The organism is Aestuariivirga sp., assembly GCF_044238155.1.
In the GTDB taxonomy this organism is placed as follows: Bacteria; Pseudomonadota; Alphaproteobacteria; order Rhizobiales; family Aestuariivirgaceae; genus Aestuariivirga.
Window position 1 is genome coordinate 46243 of record NZ_JBIIDX010000001.1, and the last position, 24664, is coordinate 70906.

Consider the following 24664-nt stretch of genomic DNA (forward strand, 5'->3'; position numbering starts at 1 on the left):
GGACTGGACAGCAACGGTTTCATTTCAATTTCTTGAGGCGGATTTCGTAGACGTGCCCGTGCAAGTGGAAGAACGCGGGATAGCGCTCTGGGTCGCAAACGCGTAGTATGTCGAACTGTTCGGCAATCGATTTGCCCGGATCGATCTCGCTGTCTGCAGGTATGCGCCTTCGGTAATAACTTGCTGTGACCTCAGGTTGCGGCACTGGAATTCTTCCCTGCCGAATCATGCCTATCACCTCATCCATCAACTTCAGTTCGTTGGCGAAGAGAGCGGCGTTGATCTCTTCGTGGAGTGCATGTGGGGCTACCTCGAAAGTTCTCTTTGACCAAACATCACCACTGTCGACTTTCTCTGCCGCGTCGATTGCGGAAACGGTCAGGGTGTGAGCGCCTTCGATGATAGCCCAGACGTGTGGGCTCCACCCTCGGCCTCTCGGCAGGTCACTTGCGTGCAGGACGATGACATGCCCGTAGAGGGCCCTCCGTTCGGCCGGGATTATCTCGGAGCAGGAAATGAGGAACAGCACATCGCCACCGCCAAGCTTCTCCACCTCATGCAGTAGGGTTGTTTCATCGCCGGGTGTCTGCTGGTCACGCCAGGTCTCGAGCCAGGGAATGACCGGGTGATGGCGGCTCGAACAGAGAAGGTCGATCTTCATGGTGCCGTTCCAGCGTTCATGACTGCGACAACGCGCTCCGTTCCGCCACCGTCGCAGATCCTAGCCGAGTGCGCAGAAAGCGCGGCAAGGCAGTCGGGTAACATGGCCTGTTCCAGTACTCGACGTAGGCGGTGGGGAAAATCATCGGCCAGCAAGGAACCAGGGTATAGGGCGGCGCCCGCGGCGATCATGTTGCGGGCAATACCCGCCTGGTTGGCGGCAGTTTCCGTGATGATGGTGGGCAGTCCAAGGCAACAGCGCTCCCAGGTTGTCGTACCGGCAGCCCCAATCGCTAGGTCCGCCTCAGCCATGAGGCTAGGCATGTCATTGACATTGACGGCGACCTCGGCCGACCATGGCAGTTCGGCCGCCAGCTTCCTGACGCGGGGGAGGGCAGGTGAATTATTTCCCATGATGATGATCAGGCTAGCGTCCGGCGGCAAGTTTGCGGTTTTCATGGCTAGCAGTATGCGCGAGGTGGCATCGGCAACGTCAACCCCCCCCATGGAAATGAGCAGGCGCCGGGGTTTCCGCTCCCCACGGCCTGCAAGAGACGCCTCGCGCAGAGCCGCAAAACCCGGCCTCAACAGCGCATAGTGCGGACCGACAATCCGCCGGGCCGTGGAGGGAAGCAGAGGGTCGTAATCGGACGCTCTCCGGCCCAGATTTTGGTCCAGCAGCAAGTCAGCAAGATGCGGCCTGTCGGCAAGATCGTCAATCACCAGCAGTTTCGTACCTCTGGGGCGGGCTACATCTTCCCAGCGCTCATCGAAGGCATAATGGTCCAATACTAGCCAATCTGGTGGCTCGGCCGAGAGTGCAGCGCGGGTGCTCGCAGAATCCCTCTGCCAGTTCTCTCCTGCCCAGGCGGCATGGGCAGGCGGTGCTTCAGGTGTGGGTCCCTGAGGTGCCGGCAGGAGGGTTACTGAAAAGCCTTTCGATCTGATGTGCGCTGCCAGGTTGCCAGGAAGTTCGCGCGTGATGAAATGGCAAATTGTACCCGCTTTGCGCAGTGCGCTTGCAAGCGTCAGGCACCGCATGACGTGCCCTGTGCCCATCTCGATTGAGGCATCCACACGAAAAGCTACTCGCATGGCTAGTTGATCCGCTTGAAACCGGCGTGGCACACTGGCCCTTTGAGAAGCGATGTTACGTCGAGCCCGTCTTCGCACTTGGCAATGAGGGCAAACACCTTGTCAATCGCCTCCGCATATCGCTCAATCACCTCGGGGGTATGTGCAAGACAGGCATAGGTGCCGGTTGCGGCCAGGAAGCCAAGGGCCAGCATTTCTTGAGTGATAAGAGTCTTGTACGCCAGCGCATTCGCGCCGGGAAAGCTGAAAGTGGCGAGGGCGGGAAGGCCACTGTGATCAATGGCGAGCTTGTGACGGTCTGCGACCTGCTGCCAACACCCACGGATGGTTCGGCCAATTTCCGTGATGCGCTCCCACGAACGCTCGCGCGCCATGACGTCAAGCGTCTTGAGAGCTGCGGCGGGCCCGATGCGTTCAGTCCAGAAGGTCGAGGAGATGAAGGTAGTCTGTGCGGCCTCCATGACTTCGCGGCGACCGACCACGGCATTTATGGCATAGCCATTGCCGAGTGTCTTGCCAAACACAACTATGTCAGGCTCGATGCCATATTTCAGATACAGTCCACCAAATGTCTCACGAAAACCTGAGGTACATTCATCGAAGATCAGCACGACGCCATGGCGCGTTGCCAGTTCGCGTACCTTCTGCAGAAAGTTAGCGTGAGGTTCGGCATTGCGCACGACTTCCATCTTGATCACGCCGATACCACCGCCGGACAGAAGGCCTTCCAGCGCAGCAATATCGTTGTAGTTGAAGGGGTGTACCACGCCGCGAAGCGCCTTGGGTACGCCTGCTGGGTTCAGTCCGGGCAGCAGGTGTCCTGCGAGGCTGTCGTCGCTGCCGAGATTGGCCGATAGGTACCAGTCATGCCAACCGTGGTAACCACACACCGCCACGCCATCCCGGCCCGAGGCAGCACGCGCAATGCGTATCGCAACGGCATTTGCCTCACCGCCAGAACGGGTAAACCTCACCATCCCCGCGAAGGGCGCGATCTCGATCAATCTTTCGGCAAGCCATACTTCCTCTGGACAATTGAGGGTCGTCATGTTGCCGCTGTCGATCACCGAGTGCACTGCGGCATCAACCTCCGGATGCCCGTAACCCAGTGTGTTGGTGCCAATCCCCATCAGGCTCATGTCGATGAGAGCATGTCCGTCCATGTCCCAGACGGTACATCCCTTGGCGCGGCTGAAATAGGCAGGCCATTGTTCTGGCGCGAACATTTCTGCTCTCTTGGACAGCAACATGCTTCCACCAGGAATAATCTGTTTGGCTCGTTTCCATAACTTTTGCCCGCTGCCCATGCTGGCTCCCTCATTACGGGAAATGCCCCGATTCAACAGAAACTCCTCAGGCTTGGCCTGCCAAGCGAAAAGAGCTTGCTGCCAGGTGAAATCGTCACGTCCGCCAAGGTTGCAGACAAGAGCGTCCACAGCATTCAGATCGGCTGCCTCATCCACAGTCCAACGAATATAGGATAGATCTTCCAGATTGCTTAGGCAGGCGCGGCGGAACGATCCCCTGCGGAGATAGGGCGTGACGTGCTCTCGATCAAAAGCGGAAGAGGCCTCGTTTGCTGCGCGCATCAGTGCGGCAGCCGTGAATACCTCAATATCCAATCCGTCAGGATAGCTCGCGGGATCGATGTTGCTGGCATAATCAACGTCTTCTTGTTGACGCAGCGCGATCACCGCATCGATCAGTGCTGGATCAGTCAGTGGGCAATCCGCTGTGATCCGCACTACAAAGTCGGCTGCGTGGGAAGCGGCAGCGCGTGCGAAACGATCCAGTACGTCTCGCTCACTTCCGCGCACGACAGCAATCTTGCGTGCTGCCAAATGTGCAGCTAGCACGTCGTCCGATGGCTGGTCGGTGGTAGCGACGACCACCTTGTCCAGCATTCGCGCCCGCAGTGTCCGGTTGATTACCCAGTCGATGACTGGTCTTCCTGCGAGAAGCCGCATTACTTTTCCTGGAAGACGGCTGGATCCCATGCGGGCTTGGATGATGGCGATAGTAGTCATGACTTTGGCCAGCATCTCGGGTCAAGAAGTCGCGTATCGGTCGTGGTGAGATGATTTGGCAGTGGCGGAAGTTTAGGGACATCTAGAATTTCGGCAAGCTGCACGGCGTTATCGACACCAATCACAACCCGCTCGACAGGTCGGGCCATCGCGAGCGCGAGTGCGGCTTGCGCGAGTGTTGTCTCCTGAGCAGCCACCCAAGCACGCCAGTCAGACAGTAGGCCACCCCAGCGGCTGGCCCACCGCGGTGTTTCGTTAAGTGTGAGTAATCCCTGCAGATATACCGAGCGTGCATGCACCCGCACGCCGTCGGAGGCCAGTTGGAGAAGCATGTCATTCCAGCGGGCGTCGAGCGCGGAGAGTGGTATCTGCACAATGTCTGGCGTCATGCGCCCCAACAGCGCCCGGAGCTCATCCGGTTCATAAACCGAAAAACCGATAGCCCGCGTGAGACCATTCCCTTTGATGCTGGCCAGCGCTGAGGCAAGACGAGGTTCTTCATGAATTTGTGCCGGAGCATGGAGGAGGATTGCCTCAAAACATTCGATGCCAAGGCGCGCAGCGCTCGCATTTATGCGACATGACAGTTCCTCAATGTGTTCAAGTCTTCCGACTTTGCCCACCACGTTGAAACCTGAAATGCCAACCTGTCCCAACACGGACTCAGCAGAGCCATAGGCCTCCGCGGTATCAATCGTATTGATACTTGCGGCTCTGGCTAGCGACAATATACGCGCAACTTCCGAACGGGGCACTTGGCCGGAGCCAGCAACTCCATAATCCATGCCGAACTGCACCGTGCCTAAGGCCAGTCGCTCAGTCATGACCCGACAGCTTGCGCAAAAGGGATACAGACACCCACTCGTGGGCGTCATCGGTCGGCTTGTCCGACAAATGATGATAGACTTCATGCGATAGGCAAACATAGCTGGGATGCCAGTCGAACAGTCGACGATAGTCCATTTTGAACGACCAAAGGCCTTCCTTGTGGTGGTAGGGCCTGGTCACTGGACTGATTGAGAAAAAATCGTGGATCACCAGCCAGCCCGGAGTAGCTAAGACGCGGTCAGCTTCTGCGGCGATACGGAACAGATCGTCTCGGTCGCACAGGTAGAGACAGAAACCAAATATGACCACATCAAATTCACCAGCTGCAAACGGGAGGGCGTCGGCTGTGCCCACTTGGGCATCGACCCCCAACTTCCGTGCATGTGATACTGCGGCAACAGACGGATCAATGCCGCTCACCTTTGCAGTACTAGCAGCAGCGATTGCAGCGCTGCGTTGTCCGGCGCCGCACCCAACCTCCAGGACTCGCCTAATCTCCGAGATGGTTGAAATATGGCGCAGAGTGGCCACGATGCGATCGTCATCTGAAACACCTCGCGAAACAGCTGCGCTGTTTCGAAGAAACCACGCATCGCCTTCGCCACGAAGAAAAGCGTCTCGCTGGCGCATGTGTCAGCCTGTCTCGCGGGCCAGAACGGCAAGCACTCGTTCCCGCTGGTTTTCGGTGAGTGTAGCAAATATCGGAAGGCTTATAGCGCGACCATAGTAGCTCTCAGCAGATTGGAAGTTATCCGAATTAAATCCCATGCGCTGATACCATGGGTGCCGATAGACGGGTATGTAGTGGAGATTGACCCCAATACCATGTTTGCGCAGTCCCTGAAAAATCGTGCGGTGTTGATCAGGATCAACCTGGATCACATAAAGATGCCAACTTGACAGAGTGTCTGGATGCTGATGCGGTCGTATAACATTCAGATCGACCAGCGCTGCATCATAGGCTGCCGCATGGGCGCGGCGCGCTGATAGATAATGATCGAGCTGCATCATCTGGCTGGTGCCTAATGCAGCAGCAATGTCGGTAAGCCTATAATTCCATCCCAATTCAATTTGTTCATAATACCAAGAGCCATCATAGCGTGACATTTTATCGCGATCGCGGGTAATGCCATGACTCCTCAACATGCGCATGCGCTCGGCGAGAGCAGCATCTTGGGTGGTCGCAATTCCTCCTTCGCCTGTGGTTACGATCTTTACAGGATGAAAGCTGAATATGCAGATATCTGACCATCTGCAGTCGCCAACCGGTTTGCCGTGATAGCTGGCGCCAATCGCATGACTGGCATCCTCTATCACGCAAATTCCATATTTCTTCGCCAAGACACCGATGCGACTCATTTCACAAGATTGGCCGGCGAAATGAACTGGAACGATGATTTTTGGCAGCCGGCCTTCACGTGCAGCCACCAAAAGTTTTTCCTCTAGGGCATCAGGACTCATGCAGTAGGTTAATGGGTCAATGTCGACGAAATCGACTGATGCGCCACAATAAACCGCACAATTGGCAGAGGCAACAAAAGTGATAGGCGAAGTCCATAGCTGATCGCCCGGGCCAAGCCCCAGTGCAAGGCACGCGATGTGCAGTGCCGAAGTTGCCGAATTCACAGCGATGGCATGGGCAGCCCCAACCCGGTCCGCAACAGCCTGCTCGAATGCTGGCACCGCAGGTCCCTGGGTGAGGAAGTCCGAACGCAAGACCTTGACCACCGCATCGATGTCCGCTTCTGTGATAGTTTGGCGTCCATAGGGAATCATTATATGGCCCCGATTTTGGACCGGTTCTGATCAATCCACCTCGCAAGAGAGTCCGGGGTCATCCAGTCCGGGTTGCCATCACTCGTGTAGCTGAAAGCCTCAGCAACTGCCTTTCCATTCTTGATCCGCTTGCTGTCTGCAGACCAATTATTGATTGCTGGCAATACTTTATAATAGGAATCATATTCATATGTATGTGACGCGTCTTCGGCTCCGATCATCTGCTCGTGAAGCTTCTCTCCTGGGCGAATTCCCACGATCTCGTGCTTGGCATCGGGTGCTATGACCCGCGCGATGTCTGTTACTTTCATTGATGGTATCTTCTTCACATAGACTTCGCCGCCAACCATGTCTTCGAAAGCGTGCCAGACAAGCTCAACGCCTTGTTCGAGGCTGATCATGAAACGGGTCATGCGTGGGTCTGTAATGGGAAGTATACCCTTGTCTCTGACTGACATAAAGAAAGGAATGACCGAGCCGCGCGAGCCCATCACATTACCGTATCGGACGACGCTGAACCGGGTCTTGTGCTCGCCAGAATAGGAGTTACCAGCTACAAACAGCTTGTCGGAAGCCAGCTTGGATGCGCCGTAAAGATTGATCGGTGCAGAAGCCTTGTCGGTTGACAAGGCTACCACCGCCCTCACTCCTTTGTCGATTGCAGCGTCAATCACATTCATGGCGCCAGTTACATTGGTCTTGATGCACTCAAACGGATTATACTCAGCTGTTGGCACGATCTTGGTAGCGGCAGCATGAACCACATAGTCCACTCCATCGAAGGCGCGATAAAGCCGTTCACGATCCCGAACATCACCAATGAAGAAGCGCACTCTTGGATCCGAGCCATATGTTTTGGCCATTTCCCACTGCTTCATTTCATCTCTCGAAAAGACAATGATCTTTTTGGGATTGAAACGCATCAGGGTCATCGGCAAGAAAGCATTGCCGAAAGAGCCTGTACCGCCGGTTATCAATATGATGGAGTTGGATAGCATAGGTCCACTCTTGTATGTTTTCCAGTTGCTCCGGCAATCCGAAGCACGTGCCAGTACCAGCGGTAGCGGCAGAAGACCAAAACGCGATACCCCTATAGTTCCTTACCGCTGGAGGCAAGCCATAGAACCAGCCTAGTCCTCAGCCTGGTTGATACGAAGAGTGTAAAAATATGAATAATCTCACATTATCAACATCTTAAGAGCACTTCACCACCAAAGTCCAAAGTGGGGCTCGTGCAAATGGCACCAGACGCACCATTTCTCGGTCAATTCCCATCTCGTCGGTTTTTGCAATAAATCAGCAGGTGAGGCGTAGTCTTGCTCTTGGCAAGAAAAGGAAAGAGCAAATATAATTTGGACAGTAGATTTGCGATGGTTCTGTGCCGTTTTTCCGACGCCCTGCCGTATTCCCGTATTTCAACTTCCACAAAACTGTCTGAAGCGATCTTCTCTATAGCGCCAAAATAATCCCTTGCTCTTGGCCCCACATTTACAAGAAGAGATCCTCCGCGGTTTGTAGCATGAACGCACTTTTCATAGGCAATCACCGCATTTCCTTCATCAAATCGAGTGTTTATCCCGATTGTCTCAAGACAGACCACAAAGTCGCCTTTTATGTCTGGTGGAATGTCTTCGATCTTGCAGACGATGCCTCTTCCCCCAGTCGTGGCTTGGCCCGTCTCAATCCGTTCTTCATCAGCATCAAGGCCAAAATAGTTCTCTGTCTTGAACATCGGCTTGTTTTTCATGTAACCACAAGCAATATCCAGCCCAGATTTGAATCCCTGTGATTCCCTCATCAATTCTTCGACCCACATCCAAAGAAGCTGTTTGCTTGCTCGCCTGCTTTGTCTCATCATGATGCTATCAAAGGCAAAAGCCCGCCCTCTATTGGAATCAAAAAATTCATGGTTACGAATAGGATGATTACCGGGCTCATAATCTGTGGTCAACAGCAGCACGAAGGTATAGCGATGCGGAACAGCATAAAGGTCTTGCAAATGTTGAATTGAGGCAGATCAAGGGTTGCTAGAAAAATGTTGAACCGCCCTCATGCGTAAGATACAGAGCGACTCGAGGTTGCGCGGTAGCTCTCGTCAGTTTGTCCAATCGTAGTCAAGGCTGAGCAAGCCCGACAGCTCATGAGGTGCTGAATTGGCGCGCATTTACATCAACATAGAAATACAGAAGCGTGAGTTCGACGGAAGATTTTTGCTGGCCCTGATAGCAGCAGAACGTGGACATACCGTGCTGTTGGGTAACTTGAAGCCATTACTCCGCAAAGGTCTTCTGGCTCCCGGCATAATACTTGATAAGAGCCTGACCCCGCGGCCGGAAAAGCTTCTCATGATGAAGAATTCAAAAGAGCGCGGTTTTCTCGTAACGAGTATTGACGAGGAAAGCGGTATTCTGCAGGGCGATTATTCGGCTTTTGCCAAAAAGCGCTACTCGGAGGAGTCCTTGCGGCTTGCGGATGCCGTATTCTTCTGGGGACCCCATGACTTCGGTCACATGAACGAAGCCTTTCCAGCATTCCGTGACCGCTTTCATGTCACTGGCAATCCAAGAGTTGACATTTGGCGCTCTGAACTCACCCAATATTTTAGCAAGGCGAATCCCAATCCCCGGCCCTATGTGTTGCTGCCGTCTAACTTCAGCAGCATTTTCAGCCGCGATGATCTTGCAGTATCAATCAAGCGGCTCTGCCGAATGGGTTACATTGAGGAAAATGCGGTAGGGGATGCTTGGGAGGCGCGCACCTACCGCTACTGGCAGGAGGGCGTTGAGCTTGGTTGGGAGTTCATAACCGCGTTCAGACGTCTGGCTCGTCAATTTCCTGCGCTGGACTTCATCGTACGTCCTCATCCGACGGAATCTCCCGATCTATGGAGGCAGCTTCTGCGCCCGCGGGAAAATCTCTCTATAAAGTCGGAGGGAAGCATTTCGCCGTGGATCCGACATGCGCGCGTTGTTGTAAATCACGGATGTACAAGTGCTCTGGAAACCGCTCTTTCCGGTGTACCTCTGGTCAGTTACGAGCCTGCTATCAACCATAATTCTGATCTAGTTTTCCCGAAGAGACTGGGGCTTTGTGCGCGCACCTACGATGAGCTTGAAACAGCCGTCAGTGAAGTCGTTTGTTCGAAACACAGGAATACAACGTCGTCTGACCTGGCTGTATTGAGTACAAGGCTGGCTGCGATCACGGGAAGGTTTGCGGCTGAGAGAATTGTAGATATCTGGGATGCGCTCGACAATCCGTTGCTCCGGAAAGGCGATCTTTGGTCTGATGAGCCAGGGTCGCGTCTTAGGGTAATGCCCTACCGTGTCGATGCTTACAAACTCTTGTCGATGGCTGGCTTCGGTCCCCAGAACTGGACTTCCTGGAAGTTCCCGCCATTTGATCAACGTGAAGTGCTTGAAGCAAAGTCCCTATTTGTCCAGACGCTTCGGCGTTTCGAAAAAGTGCCTGTCAGCCTGCTTGGGCCGCGTATAATCAGGGTCGGATGACGTCTTGTGTCTTGAGTTGGTTAAGTGAATTGCTGTTACACTGCAAAAAGTGGCTGTTCGTCCAGGGTTGGTGTCCGAAGCATCAAATCCAATGCATCGTGTCGAACATGGTTGAGTTTCATTTCGTGCCGGATCAAGCCATCGGTTACGATGCCCTTATCGTAACACTCTCGCAGCAATCCGAAGAATAGTCGCTCTTGTTTAGGGTCAGGATGCGGTTTGTAGCTTCCCATCAAACCGTATTCGCCGAAAAATTTACGACGCAGGCGATGATAAACATTCTTGGGTGTAAATGCGCCCTTGGTTTCGGGTGGTCGGAAGTCTACCGGCAGTCCTGACTTCCACGGCTGGGTCAGGCGCTTGGTGTTGTGAAGCATTCGTGTTTGCTGGGAAAGCTGATCAAAGTCGTTCCAGACCGTTTCGAGCAGCCCAATCGTCTCTTGTGGCTCGAGTTGCAGCGTGATCCACTTCATATAGTCGCGTCGAAATTCAAACATTTCCTCGAAATTTGTACGCACATTCCAGTGTGCAAGCTTGGTGTTATCGAGCAGCATAACGCTTGATGCCCAGACATCCTGTTTGCTGCCGGCACGGTGGCGTGCCATGATTGCAACTCCCCTCATGTCACGCGCTATGAGTTCGTTGACGTCGGAAATACAGAAGACATCTGGGTCAACGACAAGTGAGCGTCCCTGATAATTCATGAGCTCAGGTGGCGCGAAGCGCAGCACAGTAAAGGACTGAAGGTCTTCATTCAGCCACTCTCGCTTTAGCCCGTCGCGCAGATAAGCTTGGCCTTCGCGGTTCTTCATCCAGGCATAGTTGGTGGTCTCGATCAGGCGTACGTCAAAAGCAGACGGATCAGCAGAAAATCTTTCAAATGAGTATTTTGAGACGAGCGCGCCGATGCTTTGCTTCTCATTGGTGTGAATGAAGATGGTGGGCTTCATGGCGTTAATCCTTCCAAATGTCTTGCGGATGACGTCCAGAGGTCATACACTTCGCGATAGCAAAACTTATCCAGTTACTCAACCTTTCCCAGAACAAGCTGACGGAGTCGTTCTGCAACGCGAGCGGTATCGTCCGGCAACGGTTCTGCTGGACGGGAGAACACCTTCCCGAGAACTGCTGCGTGCCCGCTTTCGTAAAGCGGCACGATTGCCCTTCTGAGGTCACGTGCGCGGAACGCCACAGCCAGCCTGTCCCACCAGCCGGTCAAACCAGTGCGAATGGATGGTTCCGCTATCATCATTGGTTTTCCGAGTCTTGCCACCTCAATGATCATTGAGAGGCTGTCTGCCGTCACAACGAAGTTGTCTCCATGGGCGAGAAGGCCGAGATAGGGGTTTTCGATGTCAGGTGTTCCCCAGCGGAAGAGCCGATCTTGTGGTCGGAGATGGGCTTCAAGTGCAACTGCCACCTTGTTTGGCGTACGGCGCGAAGCCGACACGTAAATGCTGCCGCTAGACGCAAAGCTTTGCTGCATGGTGCCCAGCACGGAAATGGCAAAGTTCGGATCAAGTTTCCGTAACCCCATGTCGCCTCCCAGGAGAAGAACGCTGAGTGGCCGCTGAAGCACATCGAACTGTGCCGCAAAGGCTGCATGCGCCGCTTCGACCTGACTTGGGTCAATACCGATCAGAGGCATGCGAATTTGCAGTTCGTTGGAATGCCCCGATGCCCGATAATAGGGCGGCAGAACAATCAGGTCGAAGGCAGATGCCCTTCCCTTGGCTGCATTGAAAAGTGCTACACGTGTGCGACCTCCGGATTGCTGTTTGATCCAGAGCGCTACGAGCGAGAGATCACGGCCGATGGTCAGGACCGCGTCTGGCCAAGGCGGACCCAGTGGATCCGAAGCGACGACGTCAAGGTGACGGATCGTCGGGCGGACACGGGGTTTCAACCCCTGCTGTCCCTTCCGTATGACAATTGTCTTGATCTCATAAGGCAGGCGGGAAGCCTCGGCTGCGCGCAGGATCTGCGAATTGTCACCGGCCTTTGGCCCGGTCAGAACCCATAGGCTTGGCAGTGTTTACCTCCTCTTGATCCGCTAACTCATTAGAACGGTTTGAAGTGATTTTCGACAGGAAATCAGAGAATGACGCATCTTGCGGAAGGATCGCTGGAAGCTCGTCCTAGAAGTCGTAACCTAGCAGCTGGATTGTCCGGTCCCAGCGAGCCGCCACCAAGTCTCTGCTTGAGGCCGTATAGTAGCTACGATAGTCTCGTGCTTCGCGATAGTTCCGCTTATCTTCAGGCAAGATGCCAAGGGCAAGGCCTGTTTGCGCTGCGATTTCGTTGACCGCGCTACTCAGCTCCTCGAAGCGGTATACCTTGTCTACTGCCACCAGCCCGTTCTCGGTGTACAGGTCCCAATTACTGATGATAGGGTATTCGTGGAGGAAACGGTCAAAATCCCAGTGAGAGGCTCTCTCCTTGCGCCGATAGAAAAACCAGTAACTTACAATGAAGTCCCAGGGGTTTCGATCGAAAGCATATTTTCGGTATTGCCCGAATGCGTCGGCTGACAGCCAGCGCCTAATCTGGCTGATCGGCATGTGGTCGTAGGCGAAGCGATGATGAAGCCAATGGTCGCGACCGATCCACTCGCGTGCACGAAACCATTTTGCCGACAATATGTCTGCAGGCCAAAGGCTGTAATAGTTCCTGCCGGCGACGGCTGGCAAAGAAATCGGCGTCCACGTATCACGAGGGTCCAGGTGTGGAATAATGGCGCGCTCAAGACTGGTAGAAGCAGTCTTTCGCGTCTTTACCAGGATGAAGCGGCGTGAGTGCGACAGGATCATCTGCTGACCTGAAGATGGCTTTCCACACTCAGAACTCTCCCATCGTCGATCTCGTAAAGGCGATCAGCGATTGTTGTCCATGCTGGTCGGTGAGTGATCGCCACTATCGTGTATTTTCCACGAAGCAATGCTATGTTATTGACGATTTCTTGTTCTGTGGCTGGGTCAAGCGCACTGGTCACCTCATCAAGGATCAGGAGTTCAGGTGATCCTACCAGTGCCCGGGCGAGAGATATACGCTGCCGCTGACCACCAGACATCTTGCCCCCCATCTCACCCACGTCGGTATCCAGCCCCTGCGGAAAATTTCTCACAAAGTCCTCTGCCTTTGCCTGCCGAAGTGCCGACCATACCATGTCATCGGTGAAGTGTGGATCATCGAACGTGATGTTCTCCCGTACTTTGGCGTGGAGCAAGCTTAGCTCCTGCGGAACATAACCAATTTTTCTGCGCCACTTGTAAAGATCAATGTCATTGAGCGAGACGCCATCAACAGTGATGCTGCCACGATCAGGTTCGTAGAGGCCGATGAGCAAGTCGATGATGGTTGTTTTTCCCGCACCAGATGGCCCTCTCAAAACAGTGATTTGACCCGCGGGGATTTCAAGGTCGATACCACGAATGATCTCGGCCTCAGCATGAGAGAACGACACATTTTCAAAACGGCACAGCTTGGTGATGGCTGCATCGAGCCTGCCCGGATTCCTCTCCTGATGTGACAGAGCCAAGGTGGTCAGTTCAGAAATGCGGGTGTAGAAGCGCTCAAACTTCACGGCTTGCTGTACAGCCTTCTGAACCTTAGAGAACATACTGTTGATCTTGAAGAAGATCACGGTGAAGACCAGTAATTCAGGAAGAGAAACCTTCCATGACGTATAAGCAAAGTAAGCCGTGATTGTGATAAGCAACGTCACAACGACGTCATTACCAAGGTTCAAAGCCTGTTTTGACATCTCGACAGTGATCAGCGCCCGCCGCAGCTTAATGAGCTTCTGGCTAATCGGCCTGAGCATCGGTTCGAAGCGGTGCATTGCCTTCAGAGGTTTCATGTTGGCTATGAGGTCCACGACGCGGACAGTGAGTGCTCCTGTCATGTTTGCTTCACGGCTACCTGCCGCGCGGCTCAGTTTGACCAACCGGTTCATGGCTGTGGTAATGGCAAGACCTATCACGATACTGACGAGTGCTAGCTTCCAGCTATACACGAGCGCCACGGCTGCGAGCAGCACCGACTGCAGTCCCGCCGCAATCGCTTGAGCACCGAACAGATAGGCTTGACTGGCACGTGAGGCGTCATTGGCCACTGCAGCGGCGAAGTTGCCAGCATGCTGGTCAGCATAGAAGCGCCAGCTTGCGCCTATCGCCGCATTGATTAGTCGGTCCTGGAAGTCCACTGCAAGTTCTGCTGCGACTACAGCTGCATAGGATAGCGCAAGAAACGAGATCAGGGCCTTGAGTATGGCGGCCGCTGCAATTAGCAAGACGAGAGTCTCGAAACTCGGCGTCATTCCAGACCAAGCGATGATCTCTTGGACAAAGGCGCTCCCCTGAGATGCCTTGCCGTCCTGGGCATAAAGTGCCGCAGCGGCCGGTAGCAGGGCACCCACCCCGATGGCTTCAACCGCAGCAGCAACGACGAGGCTCAGCAGAACCAGAACGGAACGTAGGCGATCACCTTGCAAGAATATCTTAAGGATCATATTCATTTGGAAACTTGCCAGCAACTCACTTGGTGCTTTGAAAGATTAAAGGTTCTGCCCTGTCTCTACAATAACCATGGCCGCGTAATCGCTAGTGTCATGCGGTAGCGGTTATTTGGCGCAAGTGTCAAGAAATCAAGTATCTCGTTGGGTGAGCCCCTCTCGAAGCCTGAATGTCGGGAACTGCGCCTTGCGTAATGTGTCAGCGCCTCCTGAACCGCCATCCCGGCCGCACGCTGTTCACCAGCATCATCTCGGCGATGTTGCCGCTGCTCAGCACGCCCACGACCTGGCCATTGCCGTCCACCACCACCTCGGCGTTGGCTCCGCGGCTTCGCATGCTGTTGAAGGCTTCGGCGAGCGGCTGGGCGAGGAGGAGGGGCTGGGCTGGCCGCATGGCGCTGCTGATTGGCGTGGCCTCACCGTGCTCGCGCAGGGCAAGGATCATCGCATCCCGGTCGAGCAGTCCCCTGGCGCGGCCATTGGTTCCCAGCACGGGAAACTCCGTCTGCGGCGAAGCCAGAAGGGCGTCAATCGCTGCTGAGAGCGGCTGACTCTCATCGAGAATGATGGCCGCCGGCTCCATCGCATCGCGCACCGTCAGCTTGGCTGCAAAGCCCGTGAAGGCCGCCGACTGCGCCTCGGCCGCGGCCGCGAAATAGATGAACACGCCAATCAGCACCAGGATGGGACTGAAGAACAGCCCCAGCAGCACAAACAGCGCTGCAAAGCCCTGGCCGATTTTTGCGGCGAGAGACGTTGCCCTCTGTGCCCCGAGCTTCATCGCCAGCAGTGCCCGCAGCACGCGCCCGCCATCCATTGGAAAGGCCGGAATCAGGTTGAATGCCACCAGCGTGACGTTCACCAGCAGCAACCGCTCGGCAAGGCTCGCCTGCTCCAGGTCAACCGTCAGGACGCCGGACAATGATAGTCCGAAGCCTGCCATCAGCAGCAGCGCGATCACCACATTCACCAGCGGGCCGGCAATGGCCACCAGCAGTTCTTGCCCGGGCCTGTCCGGCATGCGCTCCAGGCTTGCAATGCCGCCGATCGGCGTCAGCACCACAGTGGGCGTCTTGATGCCGAAGCGCCGCGCCATGGCGATGTGGCCGAACTCATGCAGCGTCACGCACAGGAACACCAGCATGATGAACACCACCGCGTCGACCGCCGCCGCGGTCCCACCCACCAGGTAGTCCGCAAGGCCAATCCAGGCCAGAAACAGCAGAAAGGTGATGTGCAGGCCGATATCGGTTCCGGCGATGCGTCCAATGCGGAGAGACCAACCCATGCGACCATCCTTTCAACATCTCGCGGTGATCTTTAGAACATGTCGCGAGAGGATGGAAACAGACTCATCGGCCGGCTTTTGAAACTCACGCCTGCCGGGGCATTGCTCCGGCGGCGGATGAAATCACGATGCCTTTCCTTCATCGTCGGGCTGCGTGGCATGGCGCGGCAGTCCGTCCTCCATGTGCAGCCAGGGCAGCCTGTCCGCCTCATACCAGTGGGCTGATGGCAGGAGTGCATTGGCCTGGTCGAGAATGCCCGCCACCACATAGATCGACTGCGGCTCGCCGTCATAGAGAAAGCTCACCGGGCTGCCGCATGTTCCGCAATGCGTACGCCGCGCGCCAGGCGATGAGCGGTAAACCACTGGCGGCGGCCCGGAAAACGTGACCGCCCGCATATCGAACTTGGCATAGGTCAGCACCGCCGCTCCCGAATGGCGGCGGCACATGCTGCAATGGCAATGGGTCACGGCAATTGGCGCCGCCTCGATCTTGAGTCTCACCTCGCCACACAGGCAGTGGCCGGTCATCGGCATCGAACAACTCCGCTTGCAGCTCTCACAGCGCTGGCCGCTTGCGCTTGTCTGAATACCAGCCGCCGAGCGCCTTCTCATAGGCGAGTGCGGCCTTGAACACGCGCGCGTCGTCAAACGTGCGGCCAACGATCTGAATGCCGGTTGGCACCCGCGTCGCGGCATGGCCTGAGGGCACCGAGATCACCGGGCAATTGTGCAGCATGTTGAACTGGTGCGTCATCACCCAGCCATATTCGGCGTCAACCTTCCTTCCGGCTACGGTGAAGTTCGGGTCGAAGGGGTCGTGGTCGGCGCGCACGCCCGGTGCATTGTTGGTGGGGCAGATGAACACGTCGTGTGTCTCCAGCACTGGCCCCAGCGTCTGGTACATGCGGTGGGTCTGTTCCCAGGGCTTGTGCACGTCTTCCGCGCCACTGGCAGTCTTGGCGAGCTTGGCAAACCTGATGGCGTAATCGGTCATCAGGTCGGAATTCTCCTTCAGGTTCCAGATGGTCTGGCGCCCGAAATGCATCAGATTGTACCAATGCAGGCCATTCTGCTCCACCGCATCGGTCCAGCCGAGGTCAACCTCCTCCACCCGTGCGCCGAGCGAGCGGAATACCTCGATCGCCGCCACCATGTTGGCGCGCACCTCATCCTCGACGGGCACATAGCCGAGGTCCACCGAATAGGCGATCTTCATGCCCTTGATGCTGCCTGCCGTGAGCGGCAGTCTGACCGTCTGGCGCAGTGAATCATGATCGAGGGGGTGTGGCCCCGCGGTAACCGCCTGCATCAGCGCCGCATCCGCCACGCTGCGCGTCATCGGTCCGCAGTGGTTGAAGCGGTCGAAATTGGCGGGCGGGCCGTCCGGGTTTCGGCCATGCGGCGGCTTGAAGCCCACCACGCCACAGGCCGCGGCCGGAATGCGGATCGAGCCGCCGATGTCGGTGCCGGTGGCCAGGGGTACCAGGCCCGCGGCAAGCGCTGCACCTGATCCGCCCGAGGAGCCGCCTGGCCCCCAGTCCGTGTTCCACGGGTTGCGCGTCACGCCCCAGATGCGCGAGGAGGTGACACCCGAGAGGCAGAACTCCGGCGTCGTGGTGCGCGCCAGGATGATGGCGCCTGCCGCCTGCAGGCGCTCGATCATCGGATCGGAGTGATCATCCACGCTGTCCTTGAAGATCAGTGAGCCGTGGGTGGTGCGCCTGCCTGCCACGCGCTGGGCGTCTTTCACGGCAAGCGGAATGCCATCCAGCGCCAGGGTGGAGCCGCCACGTTTCATGTGGCGCGCTTCTGCCTCCCGTGCCTGGTCGAGGGCCTCCTCGAAGTAGCGGTCGGCGAGGCAGTTGATCGCGGGGTTGACCCGCCCAGCCCGGTCGATCAGCGCCTTCACCATTTCGACGGGTGACAATTTGCGGCGGCGGAACAGCTCCAGGGCTGCCGTGGCGGTCAGGTAGCAGATCTCTTCATTGCGCATGGACAAGCCTCATGGCTAAGCGTTAGGAGAGCGTCAGTAGAACAGGATCAGGGGAGATATGTCCATGGCTGGCAGGCTTCAGGGCAAGACGGCGATCGTCACTTCGGCGGGGCAGGGCATTGGCCGGGCTGCCGCCATCTGCATGGCGCGCGAGGGCGCCAGGGTCTGGGCCACCGACATCAATGCCAATGCACTGGACAGCCTGAGCCGAGAGCAGGCGGGCATCGACGCCTTCACGCTGGATGTTCTCAAACAGGACCAGGTCGATGCTGCTGCCCAACGCGTCGGCACGCCCGATATCCTGTTCAACTGTTCGGGCTTTGTCCATGCCGGCACCATCATGGAGACCGATGACAAGGCCTGGGACTTCTCCTTCGACCTGAACGTCAAGGCGCATTTCCGCATGATGAAGGCCTTCATGCCGGGCTGGCTGGCGCGGGGCTCAGGCGTCATCATCAACATGGCCTCCGCCGCTTCCTCGATCAAGGGTGTGCCCAACCGCTTCGTCTATGGCGCCACCAAGGCTGCCGTCATCGGCATGACCAAGTCGCTCGCCGCGGATTACACCGGCAAGGGCATCCGGGTGAACGCCATCTGCCCCGGAACGGTGGACAGCCCCTCCCTCATGGAGCGGCTCAAGGCCACGGGTGATTTCGAGGCCGCAAAGTCGGCCTTTATTGCGCGTCAGCCCATGGGCCGCATGGCCCGCGCCGAGGAAATTGGCATGCTGGTCGTCTATCTGGCCAGCGACGAGGCGGCCTTTGTCACCGGCCAGACCTTCGTGATCGACGGCGGCTGGTCGATCTGACCCCATTGGCAAGCCTGCCTGTCCCGGCATAGGATGACCGGAAACCGCCGGTAAACAGGCGGAGGGGAGGAGACCGATTTTGGCATCTGGCCAGGCCGCCATCGAGGCGAAGGGCGTCAGCAAGCTGTTCCAGGGCGCGGGGCAGGATACTGTCGTGGCGCTGGACGATGTCTCTGTTCCCATTCGTGAAAACGAGTTTTTCACGCTGCTGGGTCCCTCCGGCTGCGGCAAGACAACGCTGTTGCGGCTGATCGCGGGGTTCGATTTTCCCACCAGGGGCGAAATCCTGCTCCATGGCCAGGATATTGCGCCTCTTCCGCCCTACAGGCGCCCGGTCAACACCGTGTTCCAGAGCTATGCGCTGTTCCCGCACATGACGGTGGCCGAGAATATCTCCTTTGGCCTTGAGATGCTGGGCAAGCCGCGCACCGAGATTGATGCGCGGGTCAGTGCCATGCTGAAACTGGTGCGCATGGAGGAGCTGCGCAACCGCCGCACCAGCCAGATTTCGGGCGGCCAGCAGCAGCGCGTGGCACTGGCACGCGCGCTGGCGCCGGCGCCCAAGGTTCTGCTCCTCGATGAGCCGCTCTCGGCTCTCGACTACAAGCTCCGCAAGGACATGCAGATCGAGCTGAAACGCCTTCAGCATGAAACCGGCATCACCTTCATTTTCGTCACCCATGACCAGGAGGAAGCCCTCACCATGTCAGACCGCATCGCGGTCATGAACAAGGGGCGCATCCTGCAGGTTGGCACCCCGCGCGACATCTATGACAGGCCATCGGAGCGGTTCGTGGCCAATTTCATTGGCGAGACCAATTTCCTCGAGGGCAATGTCGTAAGTGTCAGCGCCCGCGAGGCCGCGATACGGCTGGCGGATGGCGCGGAGATTGTGGCCGGCCTGCCGGATGGCGTTGCGCCCGCTGGCCGGGTGAGTGTCGTCGTCCGGCCGGAGCATGCCCAGCTGGTCCGGCCCGGCGGCAGGGCCGATCTCACCGGAACCCTTGAAACCGCGGTCTATTTTGGCACTGACACGCATTACCATGTCCGCCTTGTTGGTGGCGCCTCCTTCATCGTCCGCCGCCAGAATTCCCGCGCCGGGGCTGCCCAGTTCGCCGATGGTGAGGCGGTGGGCATCGTGCTTGAGCCTCATGCCGCGCAAGTGCTGAGGGATTAGGCCATGGCCAGTGCTGCCGAGATCGCCGCAGCCGCCGCCCGCCGCGACATACGCGGGCGCTGGCTTCTGTCGGCGCCGGCCCTGCTGATCATCTTCTTTGCCGCCGTCGGGCCGCTGTTCGTCGTCCTGCTCTACTCGTTCATGGTCAAGGGCGACTATGGCGACGTCAAGTATTGGCAGTTCTCGGCTGAGGGCTGGTTCAACGTGTTCTTCTCGCGTGACATGTTCGACGACACGCTGGGTTTCAACGACGCGCATCTGGCCATTTTCTGGCGTTCGCTGAAGCTGTCCCTGATCACCACCCTGATCACGCTGTGTCTGGGCTTTCCCACGGCCTATTTCATCGCCACGCGGTCCGAGCGCTCGCGTGATGTTTGGCTGTTCCTCATCACCATCCCGTTCTGGACCAATCTGCTGATCCGTACATTCGCGATGCAGGAGGTGATCCGCAACGAAGGCGTCATCAACACAGCGCTGATGTGGGTCGGTGTGATCTCGCAGCCCATCCAGATGATGTATACCGACATGGGCATCCTGTTCGGCATGGCTTACGTGTATTTTCCGCTGATGGTGCTGCCGCTCTATGCCTCGATGGAACGGCTGGATTTCAGGCTGGTCGAGGCGGGCTACGATCTTTATGCGACCAGGGCCCGGGTGCTGTGGCGCATCATCATTCCGCTGGTCAAGCCCGGCATCGTGGCAGGCTCCATCCTCGTGTTCATTCCCTCGCTCGGCGCCTATGTGACGCCACGCGTGCTGGGCGGCGGCAAGAACATGATGCTCGGCAACCTGATCGAGCTGCAGTTTGGTCAGGGGCGCAACTGGCCGCTCGGCTCGGCGATCTCGATCACGCTGATGGCCATCGTCATGCTGGCGCTGCTCGTCTATGTGCGCAACGCCTCGAAGTCCGGGGTGCGCCATGGCTAGCAGCTTTGACGTCAGGCGGCAGTCCGGTTTCACGGCGGTGGCGCTGTTCTGTTTCTTCCTGCTCTACCTGCCGATCGTCACCCTGGTGGTCTTTGCATTCAACGCCGGATCGTCGCTGGCGGTGTGGGAGGGCTTCTCGTTCAAATGGTTTGCCGCGGCCTGGCACAATTCCGCGGTGCAGGAGGCGGCCCTGCGCTCGCTGATCATCGCGCTTGCCGCGGCAACCATTGCCACTGCCGCCGCCACCATGGCGGCCCTTGCCACCACCCGCACCGAACCCTACCGCGGCCTCACCTTCAAATACGCCTTCATCAACCAGCCGCTGATGGTGCCCGAGATCGTCACGGCAGTGGCGCTGCTCATCATCTTCTCGCGCATCAAGGTCTGGACGGGCTACTCGGGGCTTGGCTATCTCATCATCGCGCATACCGCCTTCTGCATTCCCTTCGCCTATCTGCCGATCAGGGCCCGTCTCGAGAACATGGACCTGACGCTGGAGCGTGCCGCGGCCGATCTTTACGCCACGCCGTGGCACACCTTCCGCCGGATCACCCTGCCGCTTCTGTGGCCGGGCATTCTGGCGGGCTACATGCTGGCCTTCGTGATTTCGCTGGATGATGTGGTGATCACGGAATTCGTCAAGTCAGGCGGGCAGGATACGCTGCCCACCTACATGCTGGGCCAGCTCCGGCGCATCATCACGCCGGAAATGAACGCCATATCGACAGCATTCCTGGCGATATCGGTGCTGATCGTCACGTTGTTTTTCTTCATCAGCCGGAAGAAGTCGTGATATGAAATCAATGTCAAAAGGGAGACTGCCATGAAACGAACTCTGACTGCCGCCCTGGCGGGGCTTGCGCTGCTTGCGGGCGCTGCCACAGCCCATGCCGAGGGCGAACTCAACATCTTCAACTGGGGCAACTACACCTCGCCCGAGATGATCAAGAAGTTCGAGGAAAAGTACAAGGTGAAGGTGACCATCACCGACTATGACTCGAATGACGCCGCCCTTGCCAAGGTGCGCGCTGGCGGCCACGGCTTCGACGTGGTCATGCCCTCGGCCAATTTCATGCCGATCTGGATCAGCGAGGGCCTGCTGCTCGAATCGCGCCCCGACCAGATGGAGAACTTCAAGAATGTCGACGAGCGCTGGGTGAACGTCGACTGGGATCCGGGCCGCCACTATTCCGTGCCGTGGCAGTGGGGCCTGACCGGCATCATCGTCGATACCTCGCTCTACAAGGGCGACATCAACACCTCGGCGATCTTCCTCGATCCGCCGGCAGAGCTGGCGGGCAAGATCAACGTGGCGCCGGAAATGAACGATGTGCTCTATGCCACCATCCGCTACATGGGCGGCGAGTGGTGCACCGCCGACAAGGACGTGCTGAAGAAGGTGCGTGACAAGCTGGTCGAGGCGAAGCCGAAGTGGATCGCCATGGACTATGGCGTGATCGAGAAGTTCGCCAGCCGCGACTTCGGCGCATCCTTCTACTGGAACGGTGCGGCCATGCGCGCCCGCGCCCAAAACCCGGATGTGAAGTTCGGCTTTCCGAAGGAGGGCTTCCCCTACTTCATGGACAGCGCGGCCATTCTCAAGGACGCCAAGAATCCCGAGAATGCCAAGCTCTTCCTGAACTTCATCATGGATCCCGAGAATGCCGCGATGATCTCTGACTTCGCGCGCTACGCCAACGGCATCAAGGGCTCGGAGCAGTTCATGCCGGCCGACATGAAGGACGCGCCCGAGCTGATCGTGCCGGCGGATCTCGAGAAGGCGGGTGAATTCCTCAAGCCCTGCCCGCCGGAGGTCACCGACATGTATTCGAAGATCTGGACCGAGGTCCTCAAGTAACAACTGACGACGTCGAGGCCCCGGCGGGAAACGGCCGGGGCCTCTGGCATTTCGGGGAGACGCCGATGTCCTCCTACCGCAACTCCGATTCGCGTCCGCCGATCATGCAGGGCTCGCCGCCCGGCCTCGTGCCGCCGCGTGACCAGTGGGACCGCCCGCCGTGGAACCGCTGGAGCTTTCAGAACATCCGACAGATCCTGCCCACCGCCGAGGTGTGGCGCGGGGCTGGTCCGGTGCGGACCTTGCCGCGCGCTGAACGCGATCTGGACCAGCTTGCCATTCCGCCAGTCGAGGGCGGGGCGGCTACGCTTGCCGGTTTTCTGGATGAAACCTATACGGACGGCTTCCTGGTGCTCAAGCACGGAAGCATTGTCTATGAGCGCTACTTCAATGGCATGACCGAGCGCAGCCTGCATCTTTCCCAGTCGGTTGCCAAGTCGGTGACGGCGGCGGCGCTGGGCGTGCTGGTCGGCCGCGGCCTGCTGGATGTCAATGCACCTGTCACCCGTTATGTGCCCGAGCTGGACAGTACCGCCTATCGCGGCGCGCTCGTCCAGCATGTGCTCGACATGACCTCTGGCGTCCTGTTCGATGAGACCTACACCAACCCCTATTCCGACATGGGCCAGCTTGATGTGTCTTCCGGCTGGAAGCCCGTGCCCGAAGGCAGCGATCCCGGCTTTCGCTGGCCACGCAGCGTATTCGAGCAGATCCTCGGCCTTGGCAGGATCGAGCGCCGCCATGGCGAACGTTTTGCCTACCGTTCGATTGAAACCGAGGTGCTTGCTATCTGCATGGAGCGCGTCATGGGCAGGCGTCTGCCCGAGATCGTTTCCGAATTCCTGTGGGCGCCAATGGGCGCCGAGGAAAGCGCCAGCTTCACCGTCGATCAGCAGGGCCATGCCCTGGCCGATGGTGGGTTCAATGCCTGCCTGCGCGACTATGCGCGGGTCGGGCTGCTCTATCTCGAGGCTGGTGGCGGCATCGTGCCGCCCGGCTGGGTGGAGGCAACCCGCACCGGCAACCACGCCATTTTCGGCGAGCCCTACACCGATACCCTGCCGCAGGGCGCTTACCGGAACCAGTGGTGGATCGAGGATCCCGTGGACCGCGCCCTCTATGCGCGCGGCGTGTTCGGCCAGATGATCTATGTGAACTGGCAGCACCGCATGGTCGCCGTCAAGCTGTCGAGCTGGCCTGATTTCCTCAGCCCGCGCTTCACGCGCCAGACTCAGGCGGCGCTGCACGCCATCGCACGGCACCTTGCATGACGGTATCCTTGCAGGCTGCAATCGAGCGGCATGGCCTTCTGGAGGCCGGTGCGCCATCCGGTTCCGCCGCAGCGCTCGTGCTGCTCGTGCATGGCCGTGGCGCAACCGCCGCCAGCATGCTGCCGCTGGCTGATGCTCTGGCCCTTCCGGGCCTTTGCTATCTCGCTCCGCAAGCTGATGGCAACAGCTGGTATCCGCAAAGCTTCATGGCGCCCACCGCCGCCAATGAGCCTTTCCTCGGCAACGCGCTCACCCGGCTTTCGACGATCATCACAGATCTCCTCGCCAGTGGCGTCACGCCCGCCGGGCTGGGCGTCGTGGGCTTCAGCCAGGGCGCCTGTCTTGCCAGCGAAACAGTACTGCGCAACCCGCGGGCCTATGGCTTCATAGGCATTCTGAGTGGTGGCGCCATCGGCCCTCTGGGAACCCCGCGTGATTATCCGGGTTCCCTCGGCGGTGCTCGGGTGTTTCTTGGTTGTTCCGATCATGATCCGCACATTCCGCTCGCCCGGGTCAGGGAAACCACCGGGACCTTCACCCGAATGGGCGCCAGCGTCACCGAGCGTATCTATCCAGGCTCGTCCCATGGCATCAACGCGGATGAACTGTCGCACCTGCGCGAGGGCCTCCTCGCCATGACTGCAAGGCATCCATAAGCCGGCGGATTGCGTATTCTCTCCCCGAATGTTGCAAGAAAGGTCGTCCGCATGAACTGCCGCATCGTCGGTATCGCCATGCTTGTCCTCGTGGCGTTGTCGCGCCCGGCTGTGTCCGGCGATGTCTATGATTCATCCATCGGCCCGCTGCGGCTTGAAACCGTGGCTCAGGGATTTGACCGTCCTTGGTCGCTCGCCTTCCTGCCGGGTGGGGCGATGCTGGTCACCGAGCGCCGGGGCGATCTGCGCGTGGTCTCGCCCGGCGGTGAGGTTTC

General features: G+C 57.9%; 24 protein-coding genes. 9 read left to right on the top strand and 15 right to left on the bottom strand.

The features are described 5' to 3' along the window. Window positions 1–19 precede the first annotated feature (19 nt). The 8 genes from ACILRN_RS00210 to ACILRN_RS00245 form a co-directional block, all read right to left on the bottom strand. Entirely contained in the window at window positions 20–661 is a 642-nt protein-coding gene (locus tag ACILRN_RS00210; protein ID WP_395684570.1) for a formyltransferase family protein, read from the bottom strand. Further along, complete coding sequence (gene pseG, locus ACILRN_RS00215) at window positions 658–1755, bottom strand: UDP-2,4-diacetamido-2,4,6-trideoxy-beta-L-altropyranose hydrolase (protein ID WP_395684571.1); 1098 nt, start codon at window positions 1753–1755, stop codon at window positions 658–660. Before pseG ends, ACILRN_RS00210 begins: the two co-directional genes overlap by 4 nt. A 2-nt stretch (window positions 1756–1757) precedes the next feature. Beyond that, window positions 1758–3782 carry an aminotransferase class III-fold pyridoxal phosphate-dependent enzyme gene (locus tag ACILRN_RS00220; protein WP_395684572.1) on the bottom strand — a complete coding sequence of 675 codons (2025 nt, stop codon included), beginning with the start codon at window positions 3780–3782 and terminating at the stop codon, window positions 1758–1760. Then, window positions 3779–4606: an aldo/keto reductase gene (locus ACILRN_RS00225; protein WP_395684573.1), complete on the bottom strand. Its 828-nt coding sequence runs from the start codon at window positions 4604–4606 to the stop codon at window positions 3779–3781. The genes ACILRN_RS00220 and ACILRN_RS00225 overlap by 4 nt, the downstream gene beginning before the upstream one ends. Next, on the bottom strand, window positions 4599–5240 hold the full coding sequence (locus ACILRN_RS00230) for a class I SAM-dependent methyltransferase (RefSeq protein WP_395684574.1): 642 nt from the start codon (window positions 5238–5240) through the stop codon (window positions 4599–4601). Before ACILRN_RS00230 ends, ACILRN_RS00225 begins: the two co-directional genes overlap by 8 nt. Window positions 5241–5243: 3 nt before the next feature. Beyond that, entirely contained in the window at window positions 5244–6386 is a 1143-nt protein-coding gene (pseC, locus tag ACILRN_RS00235) for a UDP-4-amino-4,6-dideoxy-N-acetyl-beta-L-altrosamine transaminase (RefSeq protein ID WP_395684575.1), read from the bottom strand. Continuing rightward, a complete protein-coding gene (gene pseB, locus ACILRN_RS00240) occupies window positions 6386–7384 on the bottom strand; it encodes a UDP-N-acetylglucosamine 4,6-dehydratase (inverting) (protein ID WP_395684576.1) in 999 nt (332 codons plus the stop codon). Before pseB ends, pseC begins: the two co-directional genes overlap by 1 nt. 266 nt (window positions 7385–7650) lie before the next feature. Beyond that, entirely contained in the window at window positions 7651–8385 is a 735-nt protein-coding gene (locus tag ACILRN_RS00245) for a hypothetical protein (RefSeq protein WP_395684577.1), read from the bottom strand. 154 nt (window positions 8386–8539) lie between these two features. Here ACILRN_RS00245 and ACILRN_RS00250 point away from each other — a divergent pair, with 154 nt between their 5' ends. Continuing rightward, on the top strand, window positions 8540–9895 hold the full coding sequence (locus ACILRN_RS00250) for a surface carbohydrate biosynthesis protein (protein ID WP_395684578.1): 1356 nt from the start codon (window positions 8540–8542) through the stop codon (window positions 9893–9895). Between the two features lie 35 nt (window positions 9896–9930). Here the strand turns inward: ACILRN_RS00250 and ACILRN_RS00255 are convergent, their stop codons facing one another. The 7 genes from ACILRN_RS00255 to ACILRN_RS00285 form a co-directional block, all read right to left on the bottom strand. Continuing rightward, a complete protein-coding gene (locus ACILRN_RS00255; RefSeq protein ID WP_395684579.1) occupies window positions 9931–10845 on the bottom strand; it encodes a hypothetical protein in 915 nt (304 codons plus the stop codon). Between the two features lie 74 nt (window positions 10846–10919). Continuing rightward, a complete protein-coding gene (locus ACILRN_RS00260) occupies window positions 10920–11927 on the bottom strand; it encodes an ELM1/GtrOC1 family putative glycosyltransferase (protein ID WP_395684595.1) in 1008 nt (335 codons plus the stop codon). 106 nt (window positions 11928–12033) lie between these two features. Continuing rightward, window positions 12034–12705 (bottom strand): hypothetical protein, encoded by a 672-nt coding sequence (locus ACILRN_RS00265; RefSeq protein WP_395684580.1) that lies wholly within the window; start codon window positions 12703–12705, stop codon window positions 12034–12036. Continuing rightward, on the bottom strand, window positions 12702–14411 hold the full coding sequence (locus tag ACILRN_RS00270; RefSeq protein ID WP_395684581.1) for an ABC transporter ATP-binding protein: 1710 nt from the start codon (window positions 14409–14411) through the stop codon (window positions 12702–12704). Before ACILRN_RS00270 ends, ACILRN_RS00265 begins: the two co-directional genes overlap by 4 nt. A gap of 196 nt (window positions 14412–14607) precedes the next feature. Then, window positions 14608–15696: a site-2 protease family protein gene (locus ACILRN_RS00275; RefSeq protein ID WP_395684582.1), complete on the bottom strand. Its 1089-nt coding sequence runs from the start codon at window positions 15694–15696 to the stop codon at window positions 14608–14610. Window positions 15697–15819: 123 nt separating this feature from the next. Beyond that, window positions 15820–16233: a GFA family protein gene (locus ACILRN_RS00280; RefSeq protein ID WP_395684583.1), complete on the bottom strand. Its 414-nt coding sequence runs from the start codon at window positions 16231–16233 to the stop codon at window positions 15820–15822. A gap of 22 nt (window positions 16234–16255) precedes the next feature. Continuing rightward, window positions 16256–17692 carry an amidase gene (locus ACILRN_RS00285; RefSeq protein WP_395684584.1) on the bottom strand — a complete coding sequence of 479 codons (1437 nt, stop codon included), beginning with the start codon at window positions 17690–17692 and terminating at the stop codon, window positions 16256–16258. Window positions 17693–17756: 64 nt separating this feature from the next. Between ACILRN_RS00285 and ACILRN_RS00290 the strand changes: the two genes are divergently transcribed. From ACILRN_RS00290 to ACILRN_RS00325, 8 genes are all read left to right on the top strand, one after another. Continuing rightward, window positions 17757–18500, top strand: a complete 744-nt coding sequence (locus ACILRN_RS00290) for an SDR family oxidoreductase (protein ID WP_395684585.1) — start codon at window positions 17757–17759, stop codon at window positions 18498–18500. Window positions 18501–18579: 79 nt separating this feature from the next. Continuing rightward, window positions 18580–19677, top strand: coding sequence for an ABC transporter ATP-binding protein (locus ACILRN_RS00295; protein WP_395684586.1), 1098 nt, complete (start codon window positions 18580–18582; stop codon window positions 19675–19677). A 3-nt stretch (window positions 19678–19680) separates the two neighbouring features. After that, window positions 19681–20604 (top strand): ABC transporter permease, encoded by a 924-nt coding sequence (locus tag ACILRN_RS00300; RefSeq protein WP_395684587.1) that lies wholly within the window; start codon window positions 19681–19683, stop codon window positions 20602–20604. Beyond that, window positions 20597–21397 carry an ABC transporter permease gene (locus ACILRN_RS00305; protein ID WP_395684588.1) on the top strand — a complete coding sequence of 267 codons (801 nt, stop codon included), beginning with the start codon at window positions 20597–20599 and terminating at the stop codon, window positions 21395–21397. Before ACILRN_RS00300 ends, ACILRN_RS00305 begins: the two co-directional genes overlap by 8 nt. A 30-nt stretch (window positions 21398–21427) precedes the next feature. Then, complete coding sequence (locus tag ACILRN_RS00310; RefSeq protein ID WP_395684589.1) at window positions 21428–22462, top strand: extracellular solute-binding protein; 1035 nt, start codon at window positions 21428–21430, stop codon at window positions 22460–22462. A 65-nt stretch (window positions 22463–22527) separates the two neighbouring features. Then, complete coding sequence (locus ACILRN_RS00315) at window positions 22528–23733, top strand: serine hydrolase domain-containing protein (protein WP_395684590.1); 1206 nt, start codon at window positions 22528–22530, stop codon at window positions 23731–23733. After that, complete coding sequence (locus ACILRN_RS00320; RefSeq protein WP_395684591.1) at window positions 23730–24389, top strand: alpha/beta hydrolase; 660 nt, start codon at window positions 23730–23732, stop codon at window positions 24387–24389. The genes ACILRN_RS00315 and ACILRN_RS00320 overlap by 4 nt, the downstream gene beginning before the upstream one ends. 51 nt (window positions 24390–24440) lie before the next feature. Further along, window positions 24441–24664: PQQ-dependent sugar dehydrogenase (locus ACILRN_RS00325; RefSeq protein ID WP_395684592.1), on the top strand; the 224-nt coding region annotated here is incomplete at its 3' end.

Coding starts and splice junctions, on each gene's coding strand:
- pseB (WP_395684576.1), bottom strand. CDS start 7,384: ATGCTATCCAACTCCATCATATTGATAACCGGCGGTACAGGCTCTTTC.
- ACILRN_RS00320 (WP_395684591.1), top strand. CDS start 23,730: ATGACGGTATCCTTGCAGGCTGCAATCGAGCGGCATGGCCTTCTGGAG.
- ACILRN_RS00230 (WP_395684574.1), bottom strand. CDS start 5,240: ATGCGCCAGCGAGACGCTTTTCTTCGTGGCGAAGGCGATGCGTGGTTT.
- ACILRN_RS00225 (WP_395684573.1), bottom strand. CDS start 4,606: ATGACTGAGCGACTGGCCTTAGGCACGGTGCAGTTCGGCATGGATTAT.
- pseG (WP_395684571.1), bottom strand. CDS start 1,755: ATGCGAGTAGCTTTTCGTGTGGATGCCTCAATCGAGATGGGCACAGGG.
- ACILRN_RS00280 (WP_395684583.1), bottom strand. CDS start 16,233: ATGCCGATGACCGGCCACTGCCTGTGTGGCGAGGTGAGACTCAAGATC.
- ACILRN_RS00300 (WP_395684587.1), top strand. CDS start 19,681: ATGGCCAGTGCTGCCGAGATCGCCGCAGCCGCCGCCCGCCGCGACATA.
- ACILRN_RS00270 (WP_395684581.1), bottom strand. CDS start 14,411: ATGAATATGATCCTTAAGATATTCTTGCAAGGTGATCGCCTACGTTCC.
- ACILRN_RS00255 (WP_395684579.1), bottom strand. CDS start 10,845: ATGAAGCCCACCATCTTCATTCACACCAATGAGAAGCAAAGCATCGGC.
- ACILRN_RS00310 (WP_395684589.1), top strand. CDS start 21,428: ATGAAACGAACTCTGACTGCCGCCCTGGCGGGGCTTGCGCTGCTTGCG.
- ACILRN_RS00305 (WP_395684588.1), top strand. CDS start 20,597: ATGGCTAGCAGCTTTGACGTCAGGCGGCAGTCCGGTTTCACGGCGGTG.
- ACILRN_RS00275 (WP_395684582.1), bottom strand. CDS start 15,696: ATGGGTTGGTCTCTCCGCATTGGACGCATCGCCGGAACCGATATCGGC.
- pseC (WP_395684575.1), bottom strand. CDS start 6,386: ATGATTCCCTATGGACGCCAAACTATCACAGAAGCGGACATCGATGCG.
- ACILRN_RS00290 (WP_395684585.1), top strand. CDS start 17,757: ATGGCTGGCAGGCTTCAGGGCAAGACGGCGATCGTCACTTCGGCGGGG.
- ACILRN_RS00220 (WP_395684572.1), bottom strand. CDS start 3,782: ATGACTACTATCGCCATCATCCAAGCCCGCATGGGATCCAGCCGTCTT.
- ACILRN_RS00265 (WP_395684580.1), bottom strand. CDS start 12,705: ATGATCCTGTCGCACTCACGCCGCTTCATCCTGGTAAAGACGCGAAAG.
- ACILRN_RS00315 (WP_395684590.1), top strand. CDS start 22,528: ATGTCCTCCTACCGCAACTCCGATTCGCGTCCGCCGATCATGCAGGGC.
- ACILRN_RS00285 (WP_395684584.1), bottom strand. CDS start 17,692: ATGCGCAATGAAGAGATCTGCTACCTGACCGCCACGGCAGCCCTGGAG.
- ACILRN_RS00210 (WP_395684570.1), bottom strand. CDS start 661: ATGAAGATCGACCTTCTCTGTTCGAGCCGCCATCACCCGGTCATTCCC.